This window comes from Enterobacter sp. PP-008-ECC_S150 (assembly GCF_045257065.1).
Classification (GTDB): Bacteria; Pseudomonadota; Gammaproteobacteria; order Enterobacterales; family Enterobacteriaceae; genus Enterobacter; species Enterobacter chengduensis.
Genome location: NZ_JBJHHG010000003.1, coordinates 214997 through 234807, shown reverse-complemented (window position 1 = coordinate 234807; position 19811 = coordinate 214997). Strand labels below are relative to the sequence as shown.

Below are 19811 nucleotides of genomic sequence, written 5' to 3'. Positions count from 1 at the left end.
TGCTAAGGTAAGGCTCTTTTAGTAAATTAGTGTGCTAAAGCATAAAGTAACTCTTTGTTTTACTTTATGTTAAGCAAGTCGTATCGGCTCTGTCTATACTGTGTGACGTATCGAGCGCTGGTTTACTAAAAGAGTTTAAACATTATCAGGAGAGCATTATGGCTGTTACTAATATCGCTGAACTGAACGCCCTCGTCGAGCGCGTTAAAAAGGCCCAGCGTGAATATGCCAATTTCACCCAAGAACAGGTTGATAAAATCTTCCGCGCGGCCGCACTGGCTGCTGCAGATGCTCGAATCCCTCTCGCGAAAATGGCCGTTGCCGAATCCGGCATGGGTATCGTGGAAGATAAGGTGATCAAAAACCACTTTGCTTCCGAGTATATCTACAACGCCTATAAAGATGAGAAAACCTGTGGCGTGCTGTCCGAAGACGACACCTTCGGTACTATCACCATCGCTGAACCTATCGGCATCATCTGCGGTATTGTTCCAACGACTAACCCAACGTCTACTGCTATCTTCAAATCACTGATTAGCCTGAAGACCCGTAACGCAATTATCTTCTCTCCACACCCACGTGCGAAAGACGCGACTAACAAAGCGGCAGATATTGTCCTGCAGGCGGCCATCGCTGCTGGCGCGCCAAAAGATCTGATTGGCTGGATCGACCAACCTTCCGTTGAGCTCTCCAATGCCCTGATGCATCACCCTGACATTAACCTGATTCTGGCGACCGGTGGTCCTGGCATGGTTAAAGCGGCATACAGTTCCGGTAAACCAGCCATCGGTGTGGGCGCAGGTAACACCCCTGTTGTTATCGACGAAACCGCTGACATCAAACGTGCTGTTGCATCTGTACTGATGTCTAAAACCTTCGATAACGGCGTAATCTGTGCATCTGAACAGTCTGTTGTTGTTGTCGACTCCGTATACGATGCCGTTCGTGAACGCTTCGCTAGCCACGGCGGTTACCTGCTGCAGGGCAAAGAGCTGAAAGCAGTTCAGGACATCATCCTGAAAAATGGCGCGCTGAACGCCGCTATCGTGGGTCAGCCAGCGTATAAAATTGCTGAACTTGCAGGCTTTACCGTTCCGGCAACCACTAAAATCCTGATCGGTGAAGTGACAGTTGTTGACGAAAGCGAGCCTTTTGCACACGAAAAACTGTCTCCTACGCTTGCCATGTACCGTGCGAAAGATTTCGAAGACGCGGTAGAGAAAGCTGAGAAGCTGGTTGCCATGGGCGGTATTGGTCACACCTCATGTCTGTACACCGACCAGGATAACCAGCCAGAGCGTGTTGCTCACTTCGGTCAGATGATGAAAACTGCCCGTATCCTGATCAACACCCCTGCGTCTCAGGGTGGTATCGGTGACCTGTACAACTTCAAACTCGCACCTTCCCTGACTCTGGGTTGTGGTTCCTGGGGTGGTAACTCCATCTCTGAAAACGTTGGTCCTAAACACCTGATCAACAAGAAAACCGTTGCTAAGCGAGCTGAAAACATGTTGTGGCACAAACTTCCGAAATCTATCTACTTCCGCCGTGGCTCACTGCCAATCGCGCTGGATGAAGTGATTACTGATGGCCACAAACGTGCGCTCATCGTGACTGACCGTTTCCTGTTTAACAACGGCTACGCTGACCAGATCACCTCTGTGCTGAAAGCAGCTGGTGTTGAAACTGAAGTGTTCTTTGAAGTTGAAGCTGACCCTACCCTGAGCGTAGTACGTAAAGGTGCTGAGCTGGCTAACTCCTTCAAACCAGATGTGATTATCGCACTGGGTGGTGGTTCCCCAATGGACGCCGCGAAAATCATGTGGGTCATGTACGAGCATCCTGAAACCCACTTCGAAGAACTGGCGCTGCGCTTTATGGACATCCGTAAACGTATCTACAAGTTCCCGAAAATGGGCGTAAAAGCGAAAATGATCGCGGTTACCACCACTTCCGGTACCGGTTCAGAAGTGACGCCATTCGCAGTGGTAACAGATGACGCAACCGGTCAGAAATACCCACTGGCTGACTATGCACTGACCCCAGACATGGCTATCGTTGATGCCAACCTGGTCATGGAAATGCCTAAGTCACTGTGTGCGTTCGGTGGTCTGGATGCGGTAACTCACGCCCTGGAAGCCTACGTTTCTGTACTGGCATCTGAGTTCTCTGACGGCCAGGCTCTGCAGGCTCTGAAACTGCTGAAAGAAAACCTGCCAGCGTCCTACAACGAAGGCTCTAAAAACCCGGTAGCACGTGAACGCGTTCACAGTGCAGCAACCATCGCCGGTATCGCGTTTGCGAACGCCTTCCTGGGTGTTTGCCACTCTATGGCGCACAAGCTGGGTTCACAGTTCCACATTCCTCACGGTCTGGCGAACGCCCTGTTGATCAGCAACGTTATCCGTTATAACGCGAACGACAACCCAACCAAGCAGACTGCGTTCAGCCAGTACGACCGTCCGCAAGCACGTCGTCGCTATGCTGAAATCGCAGATCACCTTGGTCTGAGCGCGCCGGGCGACCGTACTGCTGCGAAGATTGAGAAACTGCTGGCATGGCTGGAAAGCCTGAAGGCTGAGCTGGGTATTCCTAAATCTATCCGTGAAGCAGGCGTACAGGAAGCTGACTTCCTCGCTCACGTAGACAAGCTGTCTGAAGATGCATTCGATGACCAGTGTACTGGTGCTAACCCGCGCTACCCACTGATCTCCGAACTGAAACAGATTCTGCTGGATACCTACTACGGTCGTGAGTTCAAAGAAGGTGACGTTGCAGCAGTGAAAACTGAAGCTCCTGTCATCAAAGCTGACAAGAAAGCGAAGAAAAGCGCTTAATTGACCGCTAACGAAAAACCCGCCTTAATGGCGGGTTTTTTTATGTTTGAATAACTGGGCTGACGTTATTGTCTGTTATCGTGCTGAATGGCCGTCAGAGAGCCTACAGACAACGCTTCTTTATAATGCTTACGACATACCGATACGTAGCGTTCATTTCCGCCTATCACCACCTGCTCACCGTCTGCATAGGGTTTTCCGGCCTGATCGAGACGAAGCACCATACTGGCTTTACGACCGCAGAAGCAGATCGTTTTTAGTTCGACAAGTTTATCAGACCACGCGAGCAGGTACTGACTCCCGGCAAAGAGCTCACCGCGAAAATCTGTGCGCAGCCCGTAACAAAGTACGGGGATATCAAGCTCATCTACTACCTCGGAAAGTTCGTGAACCTGTTCACGCGTGAGAAACTGGCTTTCATCGACCAGAACACAGTGAATGGGCTGTGAAGCATGTTCGGTGCGAATGTCTTCAAACAGATCGGTTTTCGGGTTAAACAGCCTGGCAGGCGACGAGAGCCCTATTCTGGAGCTCACCTTTCCTGCGCCAAAGCGATCGTCAATTTCAGCCGTGTAGACAACGGTGCGCATCCCTCGCTCCTGGTAATTGTACGAGGACTGCAGCAATGCGGTGGATTTACCGGCATTCATCGCCGAATAGTAGAAATAAAGTTGTGCCATTGGCCGTAAAACCCTAATCAATGTGTAATATTCCCGATGAGTCATTGTACCATATTTTGTCCGGTCATCAGCGATACAGCGCACAGAGGATGCGGTTTAGCACGAAGTTCAGAACCGTCTGTTGACGAAAATAATCCGTTAAAACATGAAGTAAACGCATTCAGTCAGGCCAATAGGTTATATGTTCAATCAGACATAACACTTCTTTTTATAGTGGAATCACCGTCCATTAAAATTCACCATTTATTAACTATTTCAGTCTTAACATCGTGAGAGGGAACTAATACAAAAGGCTGATATTTATCCGTCGCAACTATAATTCCTGCGGTAAATGTCACAAAAAAAAGATGCAATCGACCGGGTTAAGCAGGTTTACGTGATAACAAGCGAGACTGTCGGCTGATGAAATTTAAGTTAGCGTAATTAATAATAGTGCCATTATTTAGTATTTTTTGAATTCCTTACATTCCTGGCTATTGCACATCTGAATTTATGGCTCTATTATTAGGTCAACAAACCACCCCCCATTATAAGTTTGAGATTACTACAATGAGCGAAGCACTTAAAATTCTGAACAACATCCGTACTCTTCGTGCGCAGGCAAGAGAATGCACCCTCGAAACGCTTGAAGAAATGCTGGAAAAATTAGAAGTTGTAGTTAATGAACGTCGCGAAGAAGAAAGCGCTGCTGCCGCTGAAATCGAAGAGCGTACTCGTAAACTGCAGCAGTATCGCGAAATGCTGATTGCTGATGGTATCGATCCAAATGAATTGCTGAACAGCATGGCTGCAGCTAAAACCGGTACCAAAGCCAAGCGTGCTGCTCGTCCTGCTAAATATAGCTACGTTGACGAGAACGGCGAAACTAAAACCTGGACTGGCCAGGGTCGCACTCCTGCTGTTATCAAGAAAGCCATGGATGAGCAAGGTAAACAGCTGGATGATTTCCTGATCAAGGATTAATCACGCCACATTCAGAAAAATCCCGCGTAATGCGGGATTTTTTTTAACCAAAATTTATCGCAAACATCCCCTTACACTCTGTCATGAAGCGTTATTCAGCGCTTTCAAAACGCTTACAATCAAGAGGGCTACCGGCGTGTGACGGGCATAAAAAAACCGGTGGGCAACGCCTCACCGGTTTAGAACGTTTGCAGCCTTGGCTTATTTCTTAATACCTGCGCTCTCTTTGAGCCAGGTTTTAAATTCTTCACCAAGGGTATTGTGGCGAATACCATATTCGACAAACGCCTGCATATAACCGAGCTTATTACCGCAGTCGTGGCTCTTACCTTTCATATGGTAAGCCTCAACGGTCTCTTTCTCGATCAGCATATCGATAGCATCCGTCAGCTGGATCTCATCACCCGCGCCTGGAGGCGTTTTCGCCAGCAGAGGCCAGATTTCAGCGCTCAGGACATAGCGACCTACCACAGCCAGGTTTGAAGGCGCGACGTCGGCTTTAGGCTTCTCTACCACGCCAACCATAGGTACGCTTTCGCCCGGCTCAAGGTTAACGCCTTTGCAGTCAACCACGCCGTATGCCGTTACGTCTTCAACAGGCTCAACCATAATCTGGCTGCTACCGGTTTCGTCGAAACGCTTGATCATCTCAGCCAGGTTATCCTGAGAAAGATCGGATTCATATTCGTCCAGAATAACGTCAGGCAGAATGACCGCAACAGGCTCATCACCCACAACAGGATGTGCACACATAACAGCGTGGCCCAGGCCTTTAGCCAGTCCCTGACGAACCTGCATAATGGTCACGTGTGGAGGGCAAATAGACTGAACTTCTTCTAACAGCTGACGCTTAACACGCTTTTCCAGCATGGCTTCAAGTTCAAAGCTTGTATCGAAATGGTTTTCGATAGAGTTTTTTGATGAATGCGTAACCAGCACAATTTCCGTAATGCCGGCTGCGATACATTCATTGACGACATACTGGATTAATGGCTTATCAACCAGAGGCAGCATCTCTTTAGGAATCGCCTTAGTTGCTGGTAACATCCTGGTCCCCAATCCCGCTACCGGGATGACGGCCTTTCTGACTTTCGAATTTAGGGCAGCCATTCAAATTCTCCTGAGCTGTTCAAGTTTTGAACTTTTATGCAATAAATAACGCGTTGAGTATATCAGCCTCGCCCCACAGTCCGGGTCTGAAAAGAACGCGTTGCCGATCAATTAGGACAAATACGCATGAAACTGGGCAGCGATAGTAGCACTCCCCGTAAAACACAGGTAAAGCAATCTTAAAAATAAGATCCAATTGCTTATTCCGTGGACAACATTAAGCGTAGCCTTCCCCCGGCGCCCCAAATTTGGCACTGCCAGGAGGAACAGCGGTGGCTAATTTGATTAAGGTAAGCCGTTCCCAGTGTTCCAAGGGGCACACCGTTACTCACCTGAATATGATGTTCACCGGTATTCAGTGAAGCGTTGAGACCCGCTGAAACGAGGATCAGATTTTTTAAACCACTGTGGTAATAGCCGACCAGCAGCGGGAACTGTCCAGGCAAATTGGCCTGGCGAAAAAGCTGGTTTACCTGTTTGAGTAAACTGCCTAACTCCGGCAGCCGCTGTCCCTGATGCGATAACTGTTCCTGCAGCAATCCATTAAATAGCGCGCGAAGAAGTAACGCGGCTAATACACCATTGTCCCCCGCCCGGGTGACATCCAGAGAATAAAACGCGAGGTCGGAATCCGAAAGAGGTGCAATATCCAGCACCAGTCCAGGCTGGTCGGCCGCCACCAGCTGGCGATAATTTACGCGACAGTGTGAAATAGTTTGCTGTACGGGCGGCTGGAGTTCTTGCAAAAGTTTCGCTGCGGCAGGCGGATTACTCACCAGGGCATCCCAGTCCTGGAAAAGACGCTCCTCTTCCTCAACGCGGGAATTGAACATATTGGGATAAAGGCACGCTAAAACCGTTTCACGGAGCCGGTTTAGATCCTTGACCGGCTTAAGCAGAATATCCTGAACGCCAAGACGCAATGCTTTGGCAATGTCGGCCATATTCTCTGTGGCAGAAATCACCAGAATCGGCGTCTGGTTACCTTCGTTACGCAGATGTTCAACCAGCTTCAGCCCGTTCATGCGCGGCATCGCAATGTCGCAAATCATCAAATCGGGCGTAATGCCGATCATTTTTTCCAGCGCGTCGACGCCATCTTCAGCCAGTGAAGTGATTGCTCCCAGCGAGGATAACCACGAATCCAGTAGCGATCGGAAAACGGGCTCGTCTTCAACAATCAAAATGTGTTTTCCGGCCAATGGCTGCGTCATGGTTCCTCCCCTGGCTGACAGTTACTAAATAGTGGCATGCGATCGGCACTATCGCCTGTCAGATTTTGCTGAAGTAATCAAAAAAAGGTGCTTAACGTGCTGCTTGCACAAAAGGCAACAATTCGTCCATTTTCTTTTCGACGGCTAACGAGCCCGCTGCGATGGCGGCCTCAGCCCGATGGAAATCAAGGGTAGATATTTGCGGACAGTAAGGCTGAATAAGAATATCTGGCGGGTCGCCCGCCATGCGATTGCGCTTAAGGCGATTTTCCAGCACCTGGATTGACGTGGTCATGATTTCCATCGCCGTCGGCGCCGCAACCGAGCGACGAGCGGCCATACGCCCGATTCTTCCGCGCAGGCGCTCATGCCAGGCCAGCTTCTCGCCCTCGGCATCTTCGCTCTGGAGATTGACCGGCATGAGATCCTGTTGCATCAGGTGGGCGTCGTGCTGCAGGTCGACGGCAATCACGATATCTGCCCCCATCGCACGGGTCAGAGAGATGGGTACCGGGTTCACAACGCCACCGTCGACAAGCCAGTAGCCGTTGTGGGGAACCGGGGCCATAAGCCCTGGGATACTGCATGAGGCACGAACCGCGAGGTGAATATCCCCTTCGGTCAGCCAGAGTTCGCGTCCCGTACTGAGGTTCGTCGCGACGGCGCCGAAGGGCATCTTACAATCAGTGAAGTTATCGAGAGGCATAACCTGGCGGAACTGGTTAAAGACGCGTTCGCCGCGTAACAGTCCACCACGCTGCCATGAGACGTCCATCAGACGCAGCACGTCCCAGTAGCTGAAGGAGCGTACCCACGTCTCGAGTTCAGGAAGCTTCCCGCACGCGTAGGCGGAGCCCACCAGCGAGCCTATTGAACACCCTGCAACAATATCAACGTCAATGCCCATCTTGTTTAGGGCATTAATCACGCCGATGTGCGACCATCCCCGGGCTGCACCTGAGCCCAGCGCCAGTCCAATTTTAACCTTTCTCATTAGCCCTGTTTTACTTCCCCTGGATTCCTGACATAGCGTCAACGCAACAGCTCAGTTAACATAGTGCTACCCGAAGCGTTTAACGCCTTTATTTTTTTGTTCCAGGAAGAGAATCGTGTCTCAACTCTGCCCTTGTGGTAGCGCTCTGGAGTATAGCCTATGTTGCCAGCGATATCTTTCCGGCAATCAGGTTGCACCAGACCCGTCACACCTCATGCGTTCACGGTATACTGCTTTTGTGATCAAAGACGCAGACTACCTGATAAAAACCTGGCACCCGTCCTGCCGCGCTGCGGAATTCAGGCAGGAGATCGAAGCCGGGTTTGCGAACACGCAATGGCTCGGCCTTACCGTCTATGAATCGTCAACCGGCAGTCATGTTGATGAAGGTTACGTGAGCTTTGTCGCCCGCTTTATCGAGAACACTAAGCCTGGCGCCATTATCGAGCGTTCCCGGTTCTTAAAGGAAAGCGGGCAGTGGTATTATATTGACGGAACGCGCCCGCAGCTTGGTCGTAACGATCCCTGTCCATGTGGTTCAGGTAAAAAATTTAAAAAGTGTTGCGGGCAGTAATGCCTGACAACCCAGATTTCGCAAATACAAACAGGATTTCCCGGCGATGCAATCATTACAACGTAAAGTTCTGCGCACTATCTGTCCCGATCAAAAAGGGCTAATCGCACGAATTACCAACATTTGCTACAAGCATGAACTGAATATCGTGCAGAACAACGAGTTCGTTGACCACCGTACCGGCCGCTTCTTTATGCGTACCGAACTCGAAGGTATTTTCAACGACACCACCCTGCTTGCCGATCTCGACAGCGCGCTGCCGGAAGGTTCCGTGCGCGAACTGACCCCAGCCGGTCGACGCCGCATCGTCATCCTCGTGACCAAAGAAGCGCACTGCCTGGGCGATCTGTTAATGAAGGCCAACTACGGTGGTCTGGACGTTGAAATCGCCGCCGTCATTGGCAACCACGAGACGCTGCGCACGCTGGTTGAGCGTTTTGATATTCCGTTCGAGCTGGTAAGCCACGAAGGGCATACCCGCGAAGAACACGACGACCTGATGGCGCAGGCTATTGAAGCGCATAACCCTGACTACGTGGTGCTGGCGAAATACATGCGCGTGTTAACGCCCTCCTTCGTGGCGCGTTTCCCGAACAAGATCATCAACATTCACCACTCGTTCCTGCCGGCCTTTATTGGTGCGCGTCCCTATCACCAGGCGTACGAGCGCGGCGTGAAAATCATCGGCGCGACCGCTCACTATGTGAACGACAACCTGGACGAAGGTCCTATCATCATGCAGGACGTGATTCACGTAGATCACACCTACACTGCCGAGGACATGATGCGTGCAGGCCGTGACGTTGAGAAAAATGTGTTAAGCCGTGCGCTGTATCAGGTGCTGGCGCAGCGGGTCTTCGTTTACGGCAACAGAACCATCATTCTTTAATCTTTCGGAAAATGAATTGATTAGCTTTGCGCCTTTACGGATAAAAAGCAGGCAAACAGCGTCATTTCCCTAAAGGAATGCTTTACAGGGGCGTCTCATTTGATATGATGCGCCCCGCTTCCAGCAGGAAGCAGGCCAGTAAAAAGCATTACCCCGTGGTGGGGTTCCCGAGCGGCCAAAGGGAGCAGACTGTAAATCTGCCGTCATCGACTTCGAAGGTTCGAATCCTTCCCCCACCACCATCACTTCCAAATAACTCCAAACCTTCTTTTCGCATCAGGCATCATGCATTTCCGTAACGGGGAAGGATGAGAAGCTTCGACTAAGGTTCGATTCGAGCGTAGCGAGAAAGCGTTGCCGCAGGCAACGACCCGAAGGGCGAGGCGCAACGCGCCGAGTCATCCTTCCCCCACCACCATCACTTCCTCAACATAAAAAACCGAGTCCGCCTTTGTAGGCCGGGTAAGGCGCAGCCGCCACCCGGCAACAGACGGCTACATCGGTGGCAATCGCCGCGTCACTGGCGAACTCTTCACAATAGACGTATTGCACTGAGCATGCTCCGCCAGCCCGTCCAGCAGCACATCCAGCTGCGCTATGGAGCGCACCACCAGCCTAATCACAAAGCAATCTTCCCCGGTGACTTTGTCGCTCTCAATACACTCCGGCATTGCCTGAATGTACTTATCCACCTTCTGCAACAGCCCCGGTAAAGGCCGCACGCGCACCAGCGCCTGCAGCGTGTACCCCAGTGCCGCCAGATTCACCCGTGCGCCATACCCCTGGATCACGCCCCGTTCTTCCAGCCTTTTCAGACGCTCTGCCGTACTGGGCGAGGTCAGGCCAATACGCCCGCTGAGCACCTTCAGGGACATACGCGCATCCTCTACCAGACAGGCTAAAATTTGTCGGTCCATCTCATCGAGAAGGTATTCCATCATTTTTACCTAATTTTAAAAAGCCATTACTCTTTTTCACCTTATATCACCTCTGTAAAACCCGACAGCGATTTTCGACAATAGCGTCATTAAATCAGGAGGTGAACGATGCGTGATTTCCATAAAGGCGTGTGGCAAATGAGCCTCGCGATGTTAATTTCCGGCTCTATCGGTGCGTTTGTTTTACTCAGCGGTCTGCCGGTGACGGAAGTGGTGTTCTGGCGCTGTCTTATCGGGGCTATGGCGCTTTTTATTTTTATCCGGGTCAGTCAAAAGCCCTTCAGCCCCCTCACCCGCACCACGCTGCTGCTGGCCATTCTCGGCGGCGTGGCGCTCGTGGTGAACTGGCTGCTGCTCTTCGCAGCCTATGAGCGGATCTCGATTGGTCTTTCGACCGTGGTGTATAACACCCAGCCGTTTATGCTGGTACTGATGGGGATGTTTTTAGGCGAGCGCGTCAGCCTGGCGAAATGGGGCTGGCTGTTACTCGCCTTTGGCGGCGTGGTAATACTGCTCTCCAGCGAGCTGAATGGCACGCATGGCGGTGAATGGTTCGCCGGAATCGGCCTGGCCCTGGCCGCGGCTTTTTTCTACGCCGTCACGGCCATTATTGCCCGCAAGCTGAAATCCATCGCACCGCAGCATATTGCCTTTATCCAGGTGCTGACGGGGGTCGTGATGCTCTTACCGTTTGCCAGCCTGCCGTCATTTTCCGGTGATTTTCCCTGGCCGATCCTGCTGACGCTGGGCATCGTCCATACCGGCATTATGTACCAGCTGCTCTACAGCGCGATTCAGAAGCTCCCTACGCCCATAACCGGCTCCCTGTCGTTTATCTATCCGGTGGTGGCGATCGTTGTCGATAATCTGGTGTTCGGACACGCGCTGAACCTGACGCAGCTGGCGGGCGGCGCGCTGATCCTGTTTGCCGCGGCGGGTAACAACCTGGGCTGGGGCGAAAAAAAACCCCGCGAATGCGGGGTTGGTATTAAAACGGTGAATTAGCGACGGGCGCGTACAATCTGGTATTTGCGCGTCAGGTACTCCACCGGCGCGCTCCAGATGTGCACCAGACGGGAGAACGGGAACAGCACAAACAGCGTCATGCCCAGCACCAGGTGAACGCGGAAGATAAACGCCACGCCGTCCAGGTGCGCGGACGCGCCGCCGCGAAAGGTCACCACGGACTGCGCCCAGCCGACCAGCTTCATCATTTCACTGCCGTCCATATGCTGCGCCGAGAACGGAATGGTCAGCAGGCCCAGCGCACACTGCACCACCAGCAGGGAGAGGATCAGGATGTCCGCGGCGGTTGTGGTCGCACGCACGCGCGGGCTGAGCAGACGACGTTTCAGCAGCAGCAGGCCACCCACGAGGGTCATCACGCCGCAGGCACCGCCGGCGATCATCGCCATCTTCTGCTTCACCTCGATGGGGAGCCACGCTTCATACATCCAGTGCGGCGTCAGCATCCCGAGAAAGTGCCCGGCAAAAATCCCCAGAATACCGATGTGGAACAGGTTAGACGCAACGTGCATCCCCTTACGATCCAGCATCTGGCTGGAGGCGGCACGCCAGGTGTACTGACCGTAGTCATAGCGCAGCCAGCTTCCCACCAGGAACACGGTGCCCGCGATATACGGGTAAATGTCAAAGAAGAACATATTCAGGAAGTGCATTAGTGCCGTCCTCCGTTAGAGATATTCAAATATTGCGGAGCGACCGCCCCGGCAAAACGACGCTGGTGAGCGGAAATTTCAGACTCGCCGCAGCTCTGGTCAGCAAAGAATTTCACCTGCTCTTCTTCCCAGACCGCATCCAGCGCCTGCGGGGTATCGTCGCGGGCTTCATCGGCGATTTTCTCCGCCACTTTTTCACTGTCGACAGCGGCGTTCGCCAGCTTCACCAGCAGATCGAACAAGACCGCATAGCGGCTCTCGCGCTGCTGAAGACGCGCGCCGAGCAGCGCCAGGATAGGGGCGATATCCTGCAGGCCGCCCAGCGCCTCGTCTTTCGGCAGCTGCGCCAGATACTCCAGGTACAGCGGCAGATGGTCCGGCAGCTCGCGGCTGTCGAGCAGCAGGCCGTGCTGCTCGTACTGGGCCATCAGATCCACCATCGCCTGACCGCGGTCGCGGGATTCACCGTGAACGTGTTCGAACAGCAGTAACGAGGTTGCGCGTCCGCGGTCAAACAGCTGGCTGTAGTCCGCCTGCGCGTCGAGAAGATCGCGCGCTAACAGGTCGCGGAGGAAAACGCTAAGCGTCTGGGCATCCTCTTTATCCAGATTTTCAGAAGACGCAAGTGCATCAAAGAGTTCCTGCTGGTGCTGCACAAGCGCAGCGTCCGGGTATTCGAGCAGACGCGAAACAATGACGAGTTCAATCATGAGTGCGGCTCCGTTTTACTGGTCACGTCCATGGCGTCGATGCGGCGGCTGTTGAACAGGTTGAATTTGCTGTCTGACCCGTGGCAACCGTCGCCAAAACTAAAGCCACAGCCGCTTTTTTCCGGGAAGGCCTCGCGGGCCAGCTCGCGGTGGCTGCTCGGCACCACGAAACGGTCTTCGTAGTTGGCAATCGCCAGATAGCGGTACATCTCCTGCGCCTGCGCTTCGCTCAGACCGACCTCCTCCAGCGCGCGGGTATCGGTCACGCCGTCTACGGTTTCCGCACGCTTGAAGTGGCGCATCGCCAGCATACGCTTCAGCGCGAGCAGTACCGGCTGGGTATCCCCTGCGGTCAGCAGGTTAGCCAGGTACTGAACCGGAATGCGCAGGCTTTCGACGTCCGGCAGAATGCCGTTGCTGCCCAGCTCGCCCGCATCGGCAGCAGACTGGATCGGCGACAGCGGCGGCACGTACCAGACCATCGGCAGGGTGCGGTATTCCGGGTGCAGCGGCAGGGCCAGCTTCCAGTCCATCGCCATTTTGTAGACCGGCGACTGCTGCGCCGCGTCGATCACGCTCTGCGGAATGCCGTCCTTCAGCGCCTGCTCAATCACCTTCGGATCGTGCGGATCGAGGAACACGTCCAGCTGACGCTGGTACAGATCTTTTTCGTGCTCGGTGCTGGCTGCGTTTTCAATCGCGTCCGCGTCGTACAGCAGCACGCCGAGGTAGCGGATACGGCCTACGCAGCTCTCTGAGCAGACCGTCGGCATGCCGGCTTCGATACGCGGATAGCAGAAGATGCACTTCTCAGACTTGCCGCTCTTCCAGTTGAAGTAGATTTTTTTGTACGGGCAGCCGGTGATGCACATACGCCAGCCGCGGCACTTGTCCTGGTCGATCAGTACGATGCCGTCCTCTTCGCGCTTGTAGATGGCACCGCTCGGGCAGGTCGCCACGCACGCCGGGTTGAGGCAGTGCTCGCACAGGCGCGGCAGATACATCATGAAGGTGTTTTCAAACTGGCCGTACATCGCCTTCTGCATGTTTTCGAAGTTCTGGTCTTTCGACAGCTTCTCGAACTCGCCGCCCAGATCGTCTTCCCAGTTCGGACCTTTTTCGATTTTCGCCATACGCTGGCCGGTAATCAGCGAGCGCGGGCGCGCAATCGGCTGATGCTTGCCTTCCGGCGCGTGAGTGAGGTTTTGATAGTCGAAGTCAAACGGCTCGTAATAATCGTCGATGCCCGGCAGGTGCGGGTTAGCGAAGATTTTACCCAGCAGCATTGCACGGTTACCCATGCGCGGCTGAATTTTGCCGTTGATCTTGCGGATCCAGCCGCCCTTGTACTTCTCCTGGTTTTCCCAGTCGGTCGGGAAGCCGGTGCCCGGCTTAGTCTCAACGTTGTTGAACCAGGCGTACTCCATACCTTCACGGCTGGTCCAGACATTTTTACAGGTGACCGAGCAGGTATGACAGCCGATGCATTTATCCAGATTCAGCACCATGCCGACTTGTGAACGAATTTTCATTTTACGCTCTCCTGTACCTGGTCATTACCTTCGCCGTCTAACCAGTTAATATTCTTCATCTTACGTACCACCACGAACTCATCGCGGTTAGACCCTACCGTACCGTAGTAGTTAAAGCCGTAGGCCAGCTGCGCATAGCCGCCGATCATGTGGGTTGGCTTCGGCGTAATGCGGGTTACGGAGTTATGAATACCGCCGCGCTGCTCCGTTATCTCTGAACCCGGCAGGTTCACGATACGTTCCTGCGCGTGGTACATCATGGTCATCCCGGCCGGCACGCGCTGGCTTACTACCGCACGCGCGGTCAGGGCACCGTTGCTGTTAAACACCTCGATCCAGTCGTTATCTTTGATGCCCAGCTCTTTGGCGTCCGCTTCGCTCATCCACACAATCGGACCGCCGCGCCCCAGCGTCAGCATCAGCAGGTTGTCGCTGTAGGTGGAGTGGATCCCCCACTTCTGGTGCGGCGTCAGGAAGTTCAGCGCTTTCTCAGGATTGCCGTTGGATTTGTCGCCCATCACCTCTTTCACCGAGCGGGTGTCAATCGGCGGACGATAGACCAGCAGGCTTTCGCCGAAGTCGCGCATCCACTGGTGATCCTGATACAGCGACTGACGGCCTGACAGGGTGCGCCATGGGATCAGCTCGTGAACGTTGGTGTAACCCGCGTTATAGGACACGTGCTCATCTTCCAGGCCTGACCAGGTCGGGCTGGAGATAATCTTGCGCGGCTGGGCCTGAATATCGCGGAAGCGAATTTTTTCGTCTTCTTTATTCAGCGCCAGGTGCGTATGGTCGCGGCCGGTAAACTCGCTCAGCGCCGCCCAGGCCTTCACCGCCACCTGACCGTTGGTTTCCGGGGCCAGGGTCAGGATCATCTCTGCCGCATCAATTGCCGTATTCAGCATGGGCTGGCCTTTCGCCGGGCCGTCCGCTTTGGTGTAGTTGAGCTTGCGCAGCAGGTCCATTTCGCTCTGAGTGTTCCAGGCGATCCCTTTCCCGCCGTTACCGATTTTCTCCATCAGCGGGCCGACGGAGGTAAAGCGTTCGTACGTTGCCGGATAGTCGCGTTCAACCGGAATGATGTGCGGCGCGGTGACGCCCGGGATCAGGTCGCATTCGCCTTTTTTCCAGTCCTTCACGTCCAGCGGCTGCGCCAGTTCGGCAGCGGAGTCGTGCTGGATGGGCAGCGTCACCACGTCAGTTTCTTTGCCCAGATGCCCTACGCACACTTCGGAGAATGTCTTCGCGATGTCTTTGTAGATATCCCAGTCGCTTTTCGATTCCCACGCCGGGTCAACCGCCGCAGACAGCGGATGAATAAACGGATGCATATCCGAGGTATTCATGTCGTCTTTTTCGTACCAGGTCGCGGTTGGCAGCACGATGTCCGAGTACAGGCAGGTGCTGGACAGGCGGAAGTCGAGGGTGACCACCAGATCCAGCTTGCCGTCCAGGCCGTTGTCTTTCCACTCCACCTCTTCCGGCTTCACGCCGCCCTGCTTGCCGAGATCTTTCCCCTGAATACCGTTTTCGGTACCGAGCAAGTATTTCAGCATGTACTCGTGGCCTTTACCGGACGAGCCCAGCAGGTTGGAGCGCCAGATGAACAGGTTACGCGGATGGTTTTTACCGTTCTCTGGCTGCTCAGCCGCAAAGCGGATTGAGCCGTCCTTCAGGGATTTCACGGTGTAGTCCACCGGCGACATGCCCGCCTTCTTCGCCGCTTCGGCAATGCGCAGCGGGTTAGTGCCCAGCTGCGGCGCGGACGGCAGCCAGCCCATGCGCTCGGCGCGCACGTTGAAGTCAATCAGGTGGCCGCTGTAGCGCGATTTATCCGCCATTGGCGACAGCAGCTCCTGCGCGGTCACCGTTTCGTAGCGCCACTGGCTGGAGTGGTTATAGAAGTAGGAGGTACTGTTCATGTGGCGCGCCGGACGCTGCCAGTCGAGGGCAAACGCCAGCGGCTGCCAGCCGGTCTGCGGACGCAGCTTTTCCTGGCCCACGTAGTGCGCCCAGCCGCCGCCGCTCTGGCCGACGCAGCCGCAGAACATCAGCATGTTGATCAGCCCACGGTAGTTCATATCGAGGTGGTACCAGTGGTTCAGACCCGCGCCGACGATGATCATGGAGCGACCGTGTGTCTTATCGGCGTTTTCCGCAAATTCGCGTGCGATACGGGTGATCTGTGCGCGAGGCACGCCGGTAATCTGTTCCGCCCAGGCCGGGGTGTAGGCCTTCACGTCGTCATAGCCGGTTGCGCAGTTTTCGTCGCCCAAACCGCGTTCCAGACCATAGTTCGCCATGGTCAGGTCATAAACGGTGGTGACCAGCGCAGTAGTGCCGTCGGCTAACGTCAGGCGTTTAACCGGCAGTTTGTGCATCAGCACGTTCTGCAGCTCAACCTTGTTGAAGTGCTCGGTGCCGTCGCCGCCGAAGTACGGGAAGCCGACCTCGGCAATCTCGTCCTGACTGCCCAGCATGCTCAGGCGCAGCTCCGTCTCTTCGCCGGTGGTGGCGTTACGCTGCTCAAGGTTCCACTTGCCCTTCTCGCCCCAGCGGAAGCCGATAGAGCCGTTCGGCGCCACCAGCTCCCCGTTGCTGTTATACGCAACGGTTTTCCACTCCGGGTTATTTTCCTGGCCCAGCGCGTCCACCAGATCGGCAGCGCGCAGCGTGCGGCCCGCGGCATAGTAGCCGTCACGCTCTTCCAGCATCACCAGCATCGGCATGTCGGTGTAGCGGCGCACGTAGTCGGTGAAGTACTGGCTCGGCTTGTCGAGGTGGAACTCGCGCAGCATGACGTGGCCCATCGCCATCGCCATTGCGGCATCGGTACCCTGTTTCGGCGCCAGCCACAGATCGCAGAGCTTGGCGATTTCGGCGTAGTCCGGGGTCACCGCCACGGTTTTGGTGCCTTTGTAGCGAACTTCGGTAAAGAAGTGCGCGTCCGGAGTACGGGTCTGCGGCACGTTAGAGCCCCAGGCGATGATATAGCTGGAGTTGTACCAGTCCGCGGATTCCGGCACGTCGGTCTGCTCGCCCCAGGTCTGCGGCGACGCAGGCGGCAGGTCGCAGTACCAGTCGTAGAAGCTCAGGCAGGTCCCGCCAATCAGGGAGAGATAGCGCGCGCCTGACGCGTAGGAGACCATCGACATCGCCGGGATTGGCGAGAAGCCCGCCACGCGGTCAGGGCCGTAGGTTTTAACGGTATAGACGTTGGAGGCGGCAATCAGCTCGTTCACCTCTTTCCACGAAGAGCGAACAAAGCCGCCGCGACCGCGAGCCTGTTTGAAGCTTTTTGCTTTGTCGGCGTCTTCAATGATGGACGCCCAGGCGTCAACCGGATCGCTGTGCTGAACCTTCGCTTCACGCCACATTTTCATCAGGCGCTTGCGCATCAGCGGGTATTTCAGACGGTTGGCGCTGTAGAGATACCAGGAGTAGCTGGCGCCACGCGGGCAGCCGCGCGGTTCGTGGTTTGGCATATCCGGGCGGGTGCGCGGATAGTCGGTCTGCTGCATTTCCCACGTCACCAGACCGTTTTTAACGAAAATCTTCCAGCTACATGAGCCAGTACAGTTCACGCCGTGGGTCGAACGGACGACTTTGTCATGCTGCCAGCGCTGGCGGTAACCGTCTTCCCAGTCCCGGTTGGTATCCAGAACCTGGCCGTGCCCATCGGCAAAAGTTTCACCCTTCTGTTTGAAGTAGCGAAACCGGTCCAAAAATTTGCTCATCGGGTATCTCCTGTGTGGAGCCTGTGGCTCTCTAAATCGACATTGCTGATTTGCAGCGAAAGTAACGCCCTGAAAGAGGGGGAGAATTGATAACGATCAAGCCGAGGAGGGACTTTCAGGGATGGGGTTAGGCTAAATACCACCAAAGCGGTATCTCTCAGAAAATCATATCACTATGAAATATATCGTTATTTTTATTTTATCGTACAAAAAGCAAGTCAAAATTTAACATCTCAGGTATTAAGGGGTAGACCCCCCTGCAAAGCGAGGGCGATCGCGGTGTCGCAGCAGGCATTTGCCATATAAGTGTTAAGTATGTTGTAACTATTATTCAGCCTAAAAAAAACGCGGCCCCAAGGCCGCGCAAACGGATAATCACACTTACTTATTTTTCTTGGTATTACGGCCATATACCAGCCACGTAATCACAACGCAGGCGATATAGAAGACGAGGAAAACTTTCATTGCGCCCGCCGGAGAGCCGGTCAGGTCCAGAGAGATACCGAACGCTTTCGGGATAAAGAAGCCGCCGATTGCGCCGATAGCAGAGATAAAGCCGAGCGCCGCGGCGGTATCGGTCGCCGCTTCGCGCATCGCCTGCTCTTCGCTTCCACCCTGCGCCTTCACGCGATCCATGGTCAGCTTACGGAAGATCACGGAGATCATCTGGAAGGTAGAGGCACTTCCCAGCCCGGCCGTCAGGAATAGCACCATAAATACGCCGAAGAAGGCGATGAAGTTCCCGCCCTGCCCGTCGGCCGGCAGCGTGAGGAACAGCAGCGCGCAGAAGACCGCCATCACGACGAAGTTAACCAGCGTCACGCGGGTACCGCCCAGTCGGTCAGACACCATGCCGCCCAGCGAGCGGGCAAGGGCGCCAATAAATGGCCCGAAGAAGGCAAACTGCAGGATCTGCACGTCCGGGAACTGCGTTTTCGACAGCATCGCGAAGCCCGCCGAGAAGCCGATAAACGAACCGAAGGTGGCCAGATACAGCAGCGCCATCACCCAGAGGTGTCCACGCTTCAGCACCGGCAGCTGTTCGCTCAGCGACGCCTTCGACGCGGACAGGTCATTCATAAAGAACCAGGCTGCGAGGGTGAAGACCACCAGGAAAGGAACCCAGATCCAGGCGGCGTTCTGCAGATAGAGGGAAGAACCATCCGCCTGCTCAACGCCACCGCCGCCAAAGGCCGCAAAAATAGAAACCGAGATCGCCAGCGGCGCAATCAGCTGCATCACGCTCACGCCCATATTCCCCAGACCGCCGTTAATGCCCAGCGCGCCGCCCTGCTTCGCTTTCGGGAAGAAGAAGCTGATGTTTGCCATGCTGGAGGCGAAGTTCGCCCCCGCGAAACCGCACAGCAGGGAGATAATCACGAACACGCTAAACGGCGTGGACGTATCCTGCACCGCAAAGCCGAGCCACACGCAGGGGACGATCATGATGCCCGTACTGAACGCCGTCCAGCGACGACCGCCAAACACCGGCACCATAAACGCGTAAGGTACGCGCAGCAGCGCGCCTGACAGCGACGGCAGCGCGGTCAGCATAAACAGCTGATCGGTTGTGAAGCTAAACCCAACTTTTGGCAGATTGACCGCCACTGCACTAAACAACATCCATACGCAAAACGCTAATAACAAACACGGCACGGAAATCCACAGATTCCGGCTGGCTACACGATGGCCGCGCTGTTGCCAGAACGCCGGATCCTCTGGACGCCAGTCTGTAATAACGGCACCATTTTCCCTTTCGGGAGCGGATGAGTGACTCATAGACACCTCTGATACTCGAATGATGCTGCAAACATTAGGGTTTTAGGGCGGCGGTAAGTTGATATAAATCAAAGGAAAAGTGCGAGGATTTGCGGCGCAAAATAAGGCCTTATCCTTAGTGAGTAGGTTATTTCGGTAAAAAAGACGTGGTTTTTCACGGCGCTGACGCGTC

At 54.5% G+C, this 19811-nt stretch carries 15 protein-coding genes, 1 tRNA gene and 1 other RNA gene; 7 read left to right on the top strand and 10 right to left on the bottom strand.

Annotation, left to right across the window (positions count from 1 at the left end; all coding sequences use genetic code 11):
* Positions 1-158: 158 nt before the first annotated feature.
* Positions 159-2837, top strand: a complete 2679-nt coding sequence (gene adhE / locus ACJBF3_RS05470; protein ID WP_045329413.1) for a bifunctional acetaldehyde-CoA/alcohol dehydrogenase — start codon at positions 159-161, stop codon at positions 2835-2837.
* A 65-nt stretch (positions 2838-2902) separates the two neighbouring features.
* Here the strand turns inward: adhE and tdk are convergent, their stop codons facing one another.
* Positions 2903-3517, bottom strand: a complete 615-nt coding sequence (gene tdk, locus ACJBF3_RS05465; RefSeq protein WP_045329414.1) for a thymidine kinase — start codon at positions 3515-3517, stop codon at positions 2903-2905.
* 549 nt (positions 3518-4066) lie between these two features.
* On the opposite strand from tdk, the gene hns reads away from it, so the two are divergent.
* Positions 4067-4480: a histone-like nucleoid-structuring protein H-NS gene (gene hns / locus ACJBF3_RS05460; RefSeq protein ID WP_008502781.1), complete on the top strand. Its 414-nt coding sequence runs from the start codon at positions 4067-4069 to the stop codon at positions 4478-4480.
* A 201-nt stretch (positions 4481-4681) separates the two neighbouring features.
* Here hns and galU read toward each other — a convergent pair whose 3' ends face one another.
* The 3 genes from galU to rssA all read right to left on the bottom strand — a co-directional run bounded on the left by galU (position 4682) and on the right by rssA (position 7798).
* Complete coding sequence (gene galU, locus ACJBF3_RS05455) at positions 4682-5590, bottom strand: UTP--glucose-1-phosphate uridylyltransferase GalU (protein WP_045329415.1); 909 nt, start codon at positions 5588-5590, stop codon at positions 4682-4684.
* Between the two features lie 200 nt (positions 5591-5790).
* Positions 5791-6804 carry a two-component system response regulator RssB gene (gene rssB / locus ACJBF3_RS05450; protein ID WP_045329417.1) on the bottom strand — a complete coding sequence of 338 codons (1014 nt, stop codon included), beginning with the start codon at positions 6802-6804 and terminating at the stop codon, positions 5791-5793.
* 91 nt (positions 6805-6895) lie between these two features.
* On the bottom strand, positions 6896-7798 hold the full coding sequence (rssA, locus tag ACJBF3_RS05445; protein WP_045329418.1) for a patatin-like phospholipase RssA: 903 nt from the start codon (positions 7796-7798) through the stop codon (positions 6896-6898).
* A gap of 115 nt (positions 7799-7913) precedes the next feature.
* On the opposite strand from rssA, the gene ACJBF3_RS05440 reads away from it, so the two are divergent.
* The 4 genes from ACJBF3_RS05440 to ACJBF3_RS05425 all read left to right on the top strand — a co-directional run bounded on the left by ACJBF3_RS05440 (position 7914) and on the right by ACJBF3_RS05425 (position 9679).
* Complete coding sequence (locus tag ACJBF3_RS05440) at positions 7914-8372, top strand: YchJ family protein (protein WP_045329419.1); 459 nt, start codon at positions 7914-7916, stop codon at positions 8370-8372.
* 46 nt (positions 8373-8418) lie between these two features.
* Positions 8419-9261: a formyltetrahydrofolate deformylase gene (purU, locus tag ACJBF3_RS05435; protein ID WP_023312104.1), complete on the top strand. Its 843-nt coding sequence runs from the start codon at positions 8419-8421 to the stop codon at positions 9259-9261.
* 157 nt (positions 9262-9418) lie between these two features.
* Positions 9419-9503, top strand: a tRNA-Tyr gene (locus ACJBF3_RS05430).
* Between the two features lie 45 nt (positions 9504-9548).
* Positions 9549-9679: non-coding RNA, RtT sRNA (locus tag ACJBF3_RS05425), on the top strand.
* Between the two features lie 76 nt (positions 9680-9755).
* Here the strand turns inward: ACJBF3_RS05425 and ACJBF3_RS05420 are convergent.
* On the bottom strand, positions 9756-10199 hold the full coding sequence (locus tag ACJBF3_RS05420; protein ID WP_045329463.1) for an Lrp/AsnC family transcriptional regulator: 444 nt from the start codon (positions 10197-10199) through the stop codon (positions 9756-9758).
* 108 nt (positions 10200-10307) lie between these two features.
* Between ACJBF3_RS05420 and ACJBF3_RS05415 the strand changes: the two genes are divergently transcribed.
* Positions 10308-11204, top strand: coding sequence for a DMT family transporter (locus ACJBF3_RS05415; protein ID WP_045329420.1), 897 nt, complete (start codon positions 10308-10310; stop codon positions 11202-11204).
* On the opposite strand, the gene narI is transcribed toward ACJBF3_RS05415, so the two are convergent.
* The 5 genes from narI to ACJBF3_RS05390 all read right to left on the bottom strand — a co-directional run bounded on the left by narI (position 11201) and on the right by ACJBF3_RS05390 (position 19639).
* On the bottom strand, positions 11201-11878 hold the full coding sequence (gene narI, locus ACJBF3_RS05410; protein ID WP_045329421.1) for a respiratory nitrate reductase subunit gamma: 678 nt from the start codon (positions 11876-11878) through the stop codon (positions 11201-11203). The two genes, ACJBF3_RS05415 and narI, sit on opposite strands and share 4 nt — an antisense overlap.
* Positions 11878-12588 carry a nitrate reductase molybdenum cofactor assembly chaperone gene (gene narJ / locus ACJBF3_RS05405; protein WP_045329422.1) on the bottom strand — a complete coding sequence of 237 codons (711 nt, stop codon included), beginning with the start codon at positions 12586-12588 and terminating at the stop codon, positions 11878-11880. The genes narI and narJ overlap by 1 nt, the downstream gene beginning before the upstream one ends.
* A complete protein-coding gene (gene narH / locus ACJBF3_RS05400; RefSeq protein WP_045329423.1) occupies positions 12585-14120 on the bottom strand; it encodes a nitrate reductase subunit beta in 1536 nt (511 codons plus the stop codon). Before narH ends, narJ begins: the two co-directional genes overlap by 4 nt.
* Positions 14117-17860, bottom strand: a complete 3744-nt coding sequence (locus ACJBF3_RS05395) for a nitrate reductase subunit alpha (protein WP_045329424.1) — start codon at positions 17858-17860, stop codon at positions 14117-14119. The genes narH and ACJBF3_RS05395 overlap by 4 nt, the downstream gene beginning before the upstream one ends.
* Before the next feature lie 381 nt (positions 17861-18241).
* On the bottom strand, positions 18242-19639 hold the full coding sequence (locus ACJBF3_RS05390; protein ID WP_045329425.1) for a NarK family nitrate/nitrite MFS transporter: 1398 nt from the start codon (positions 19637-19639) through the stop codon (positions 18242-18244).
* Positions 19640-19811: the final 172 nt, after the last annotated feature.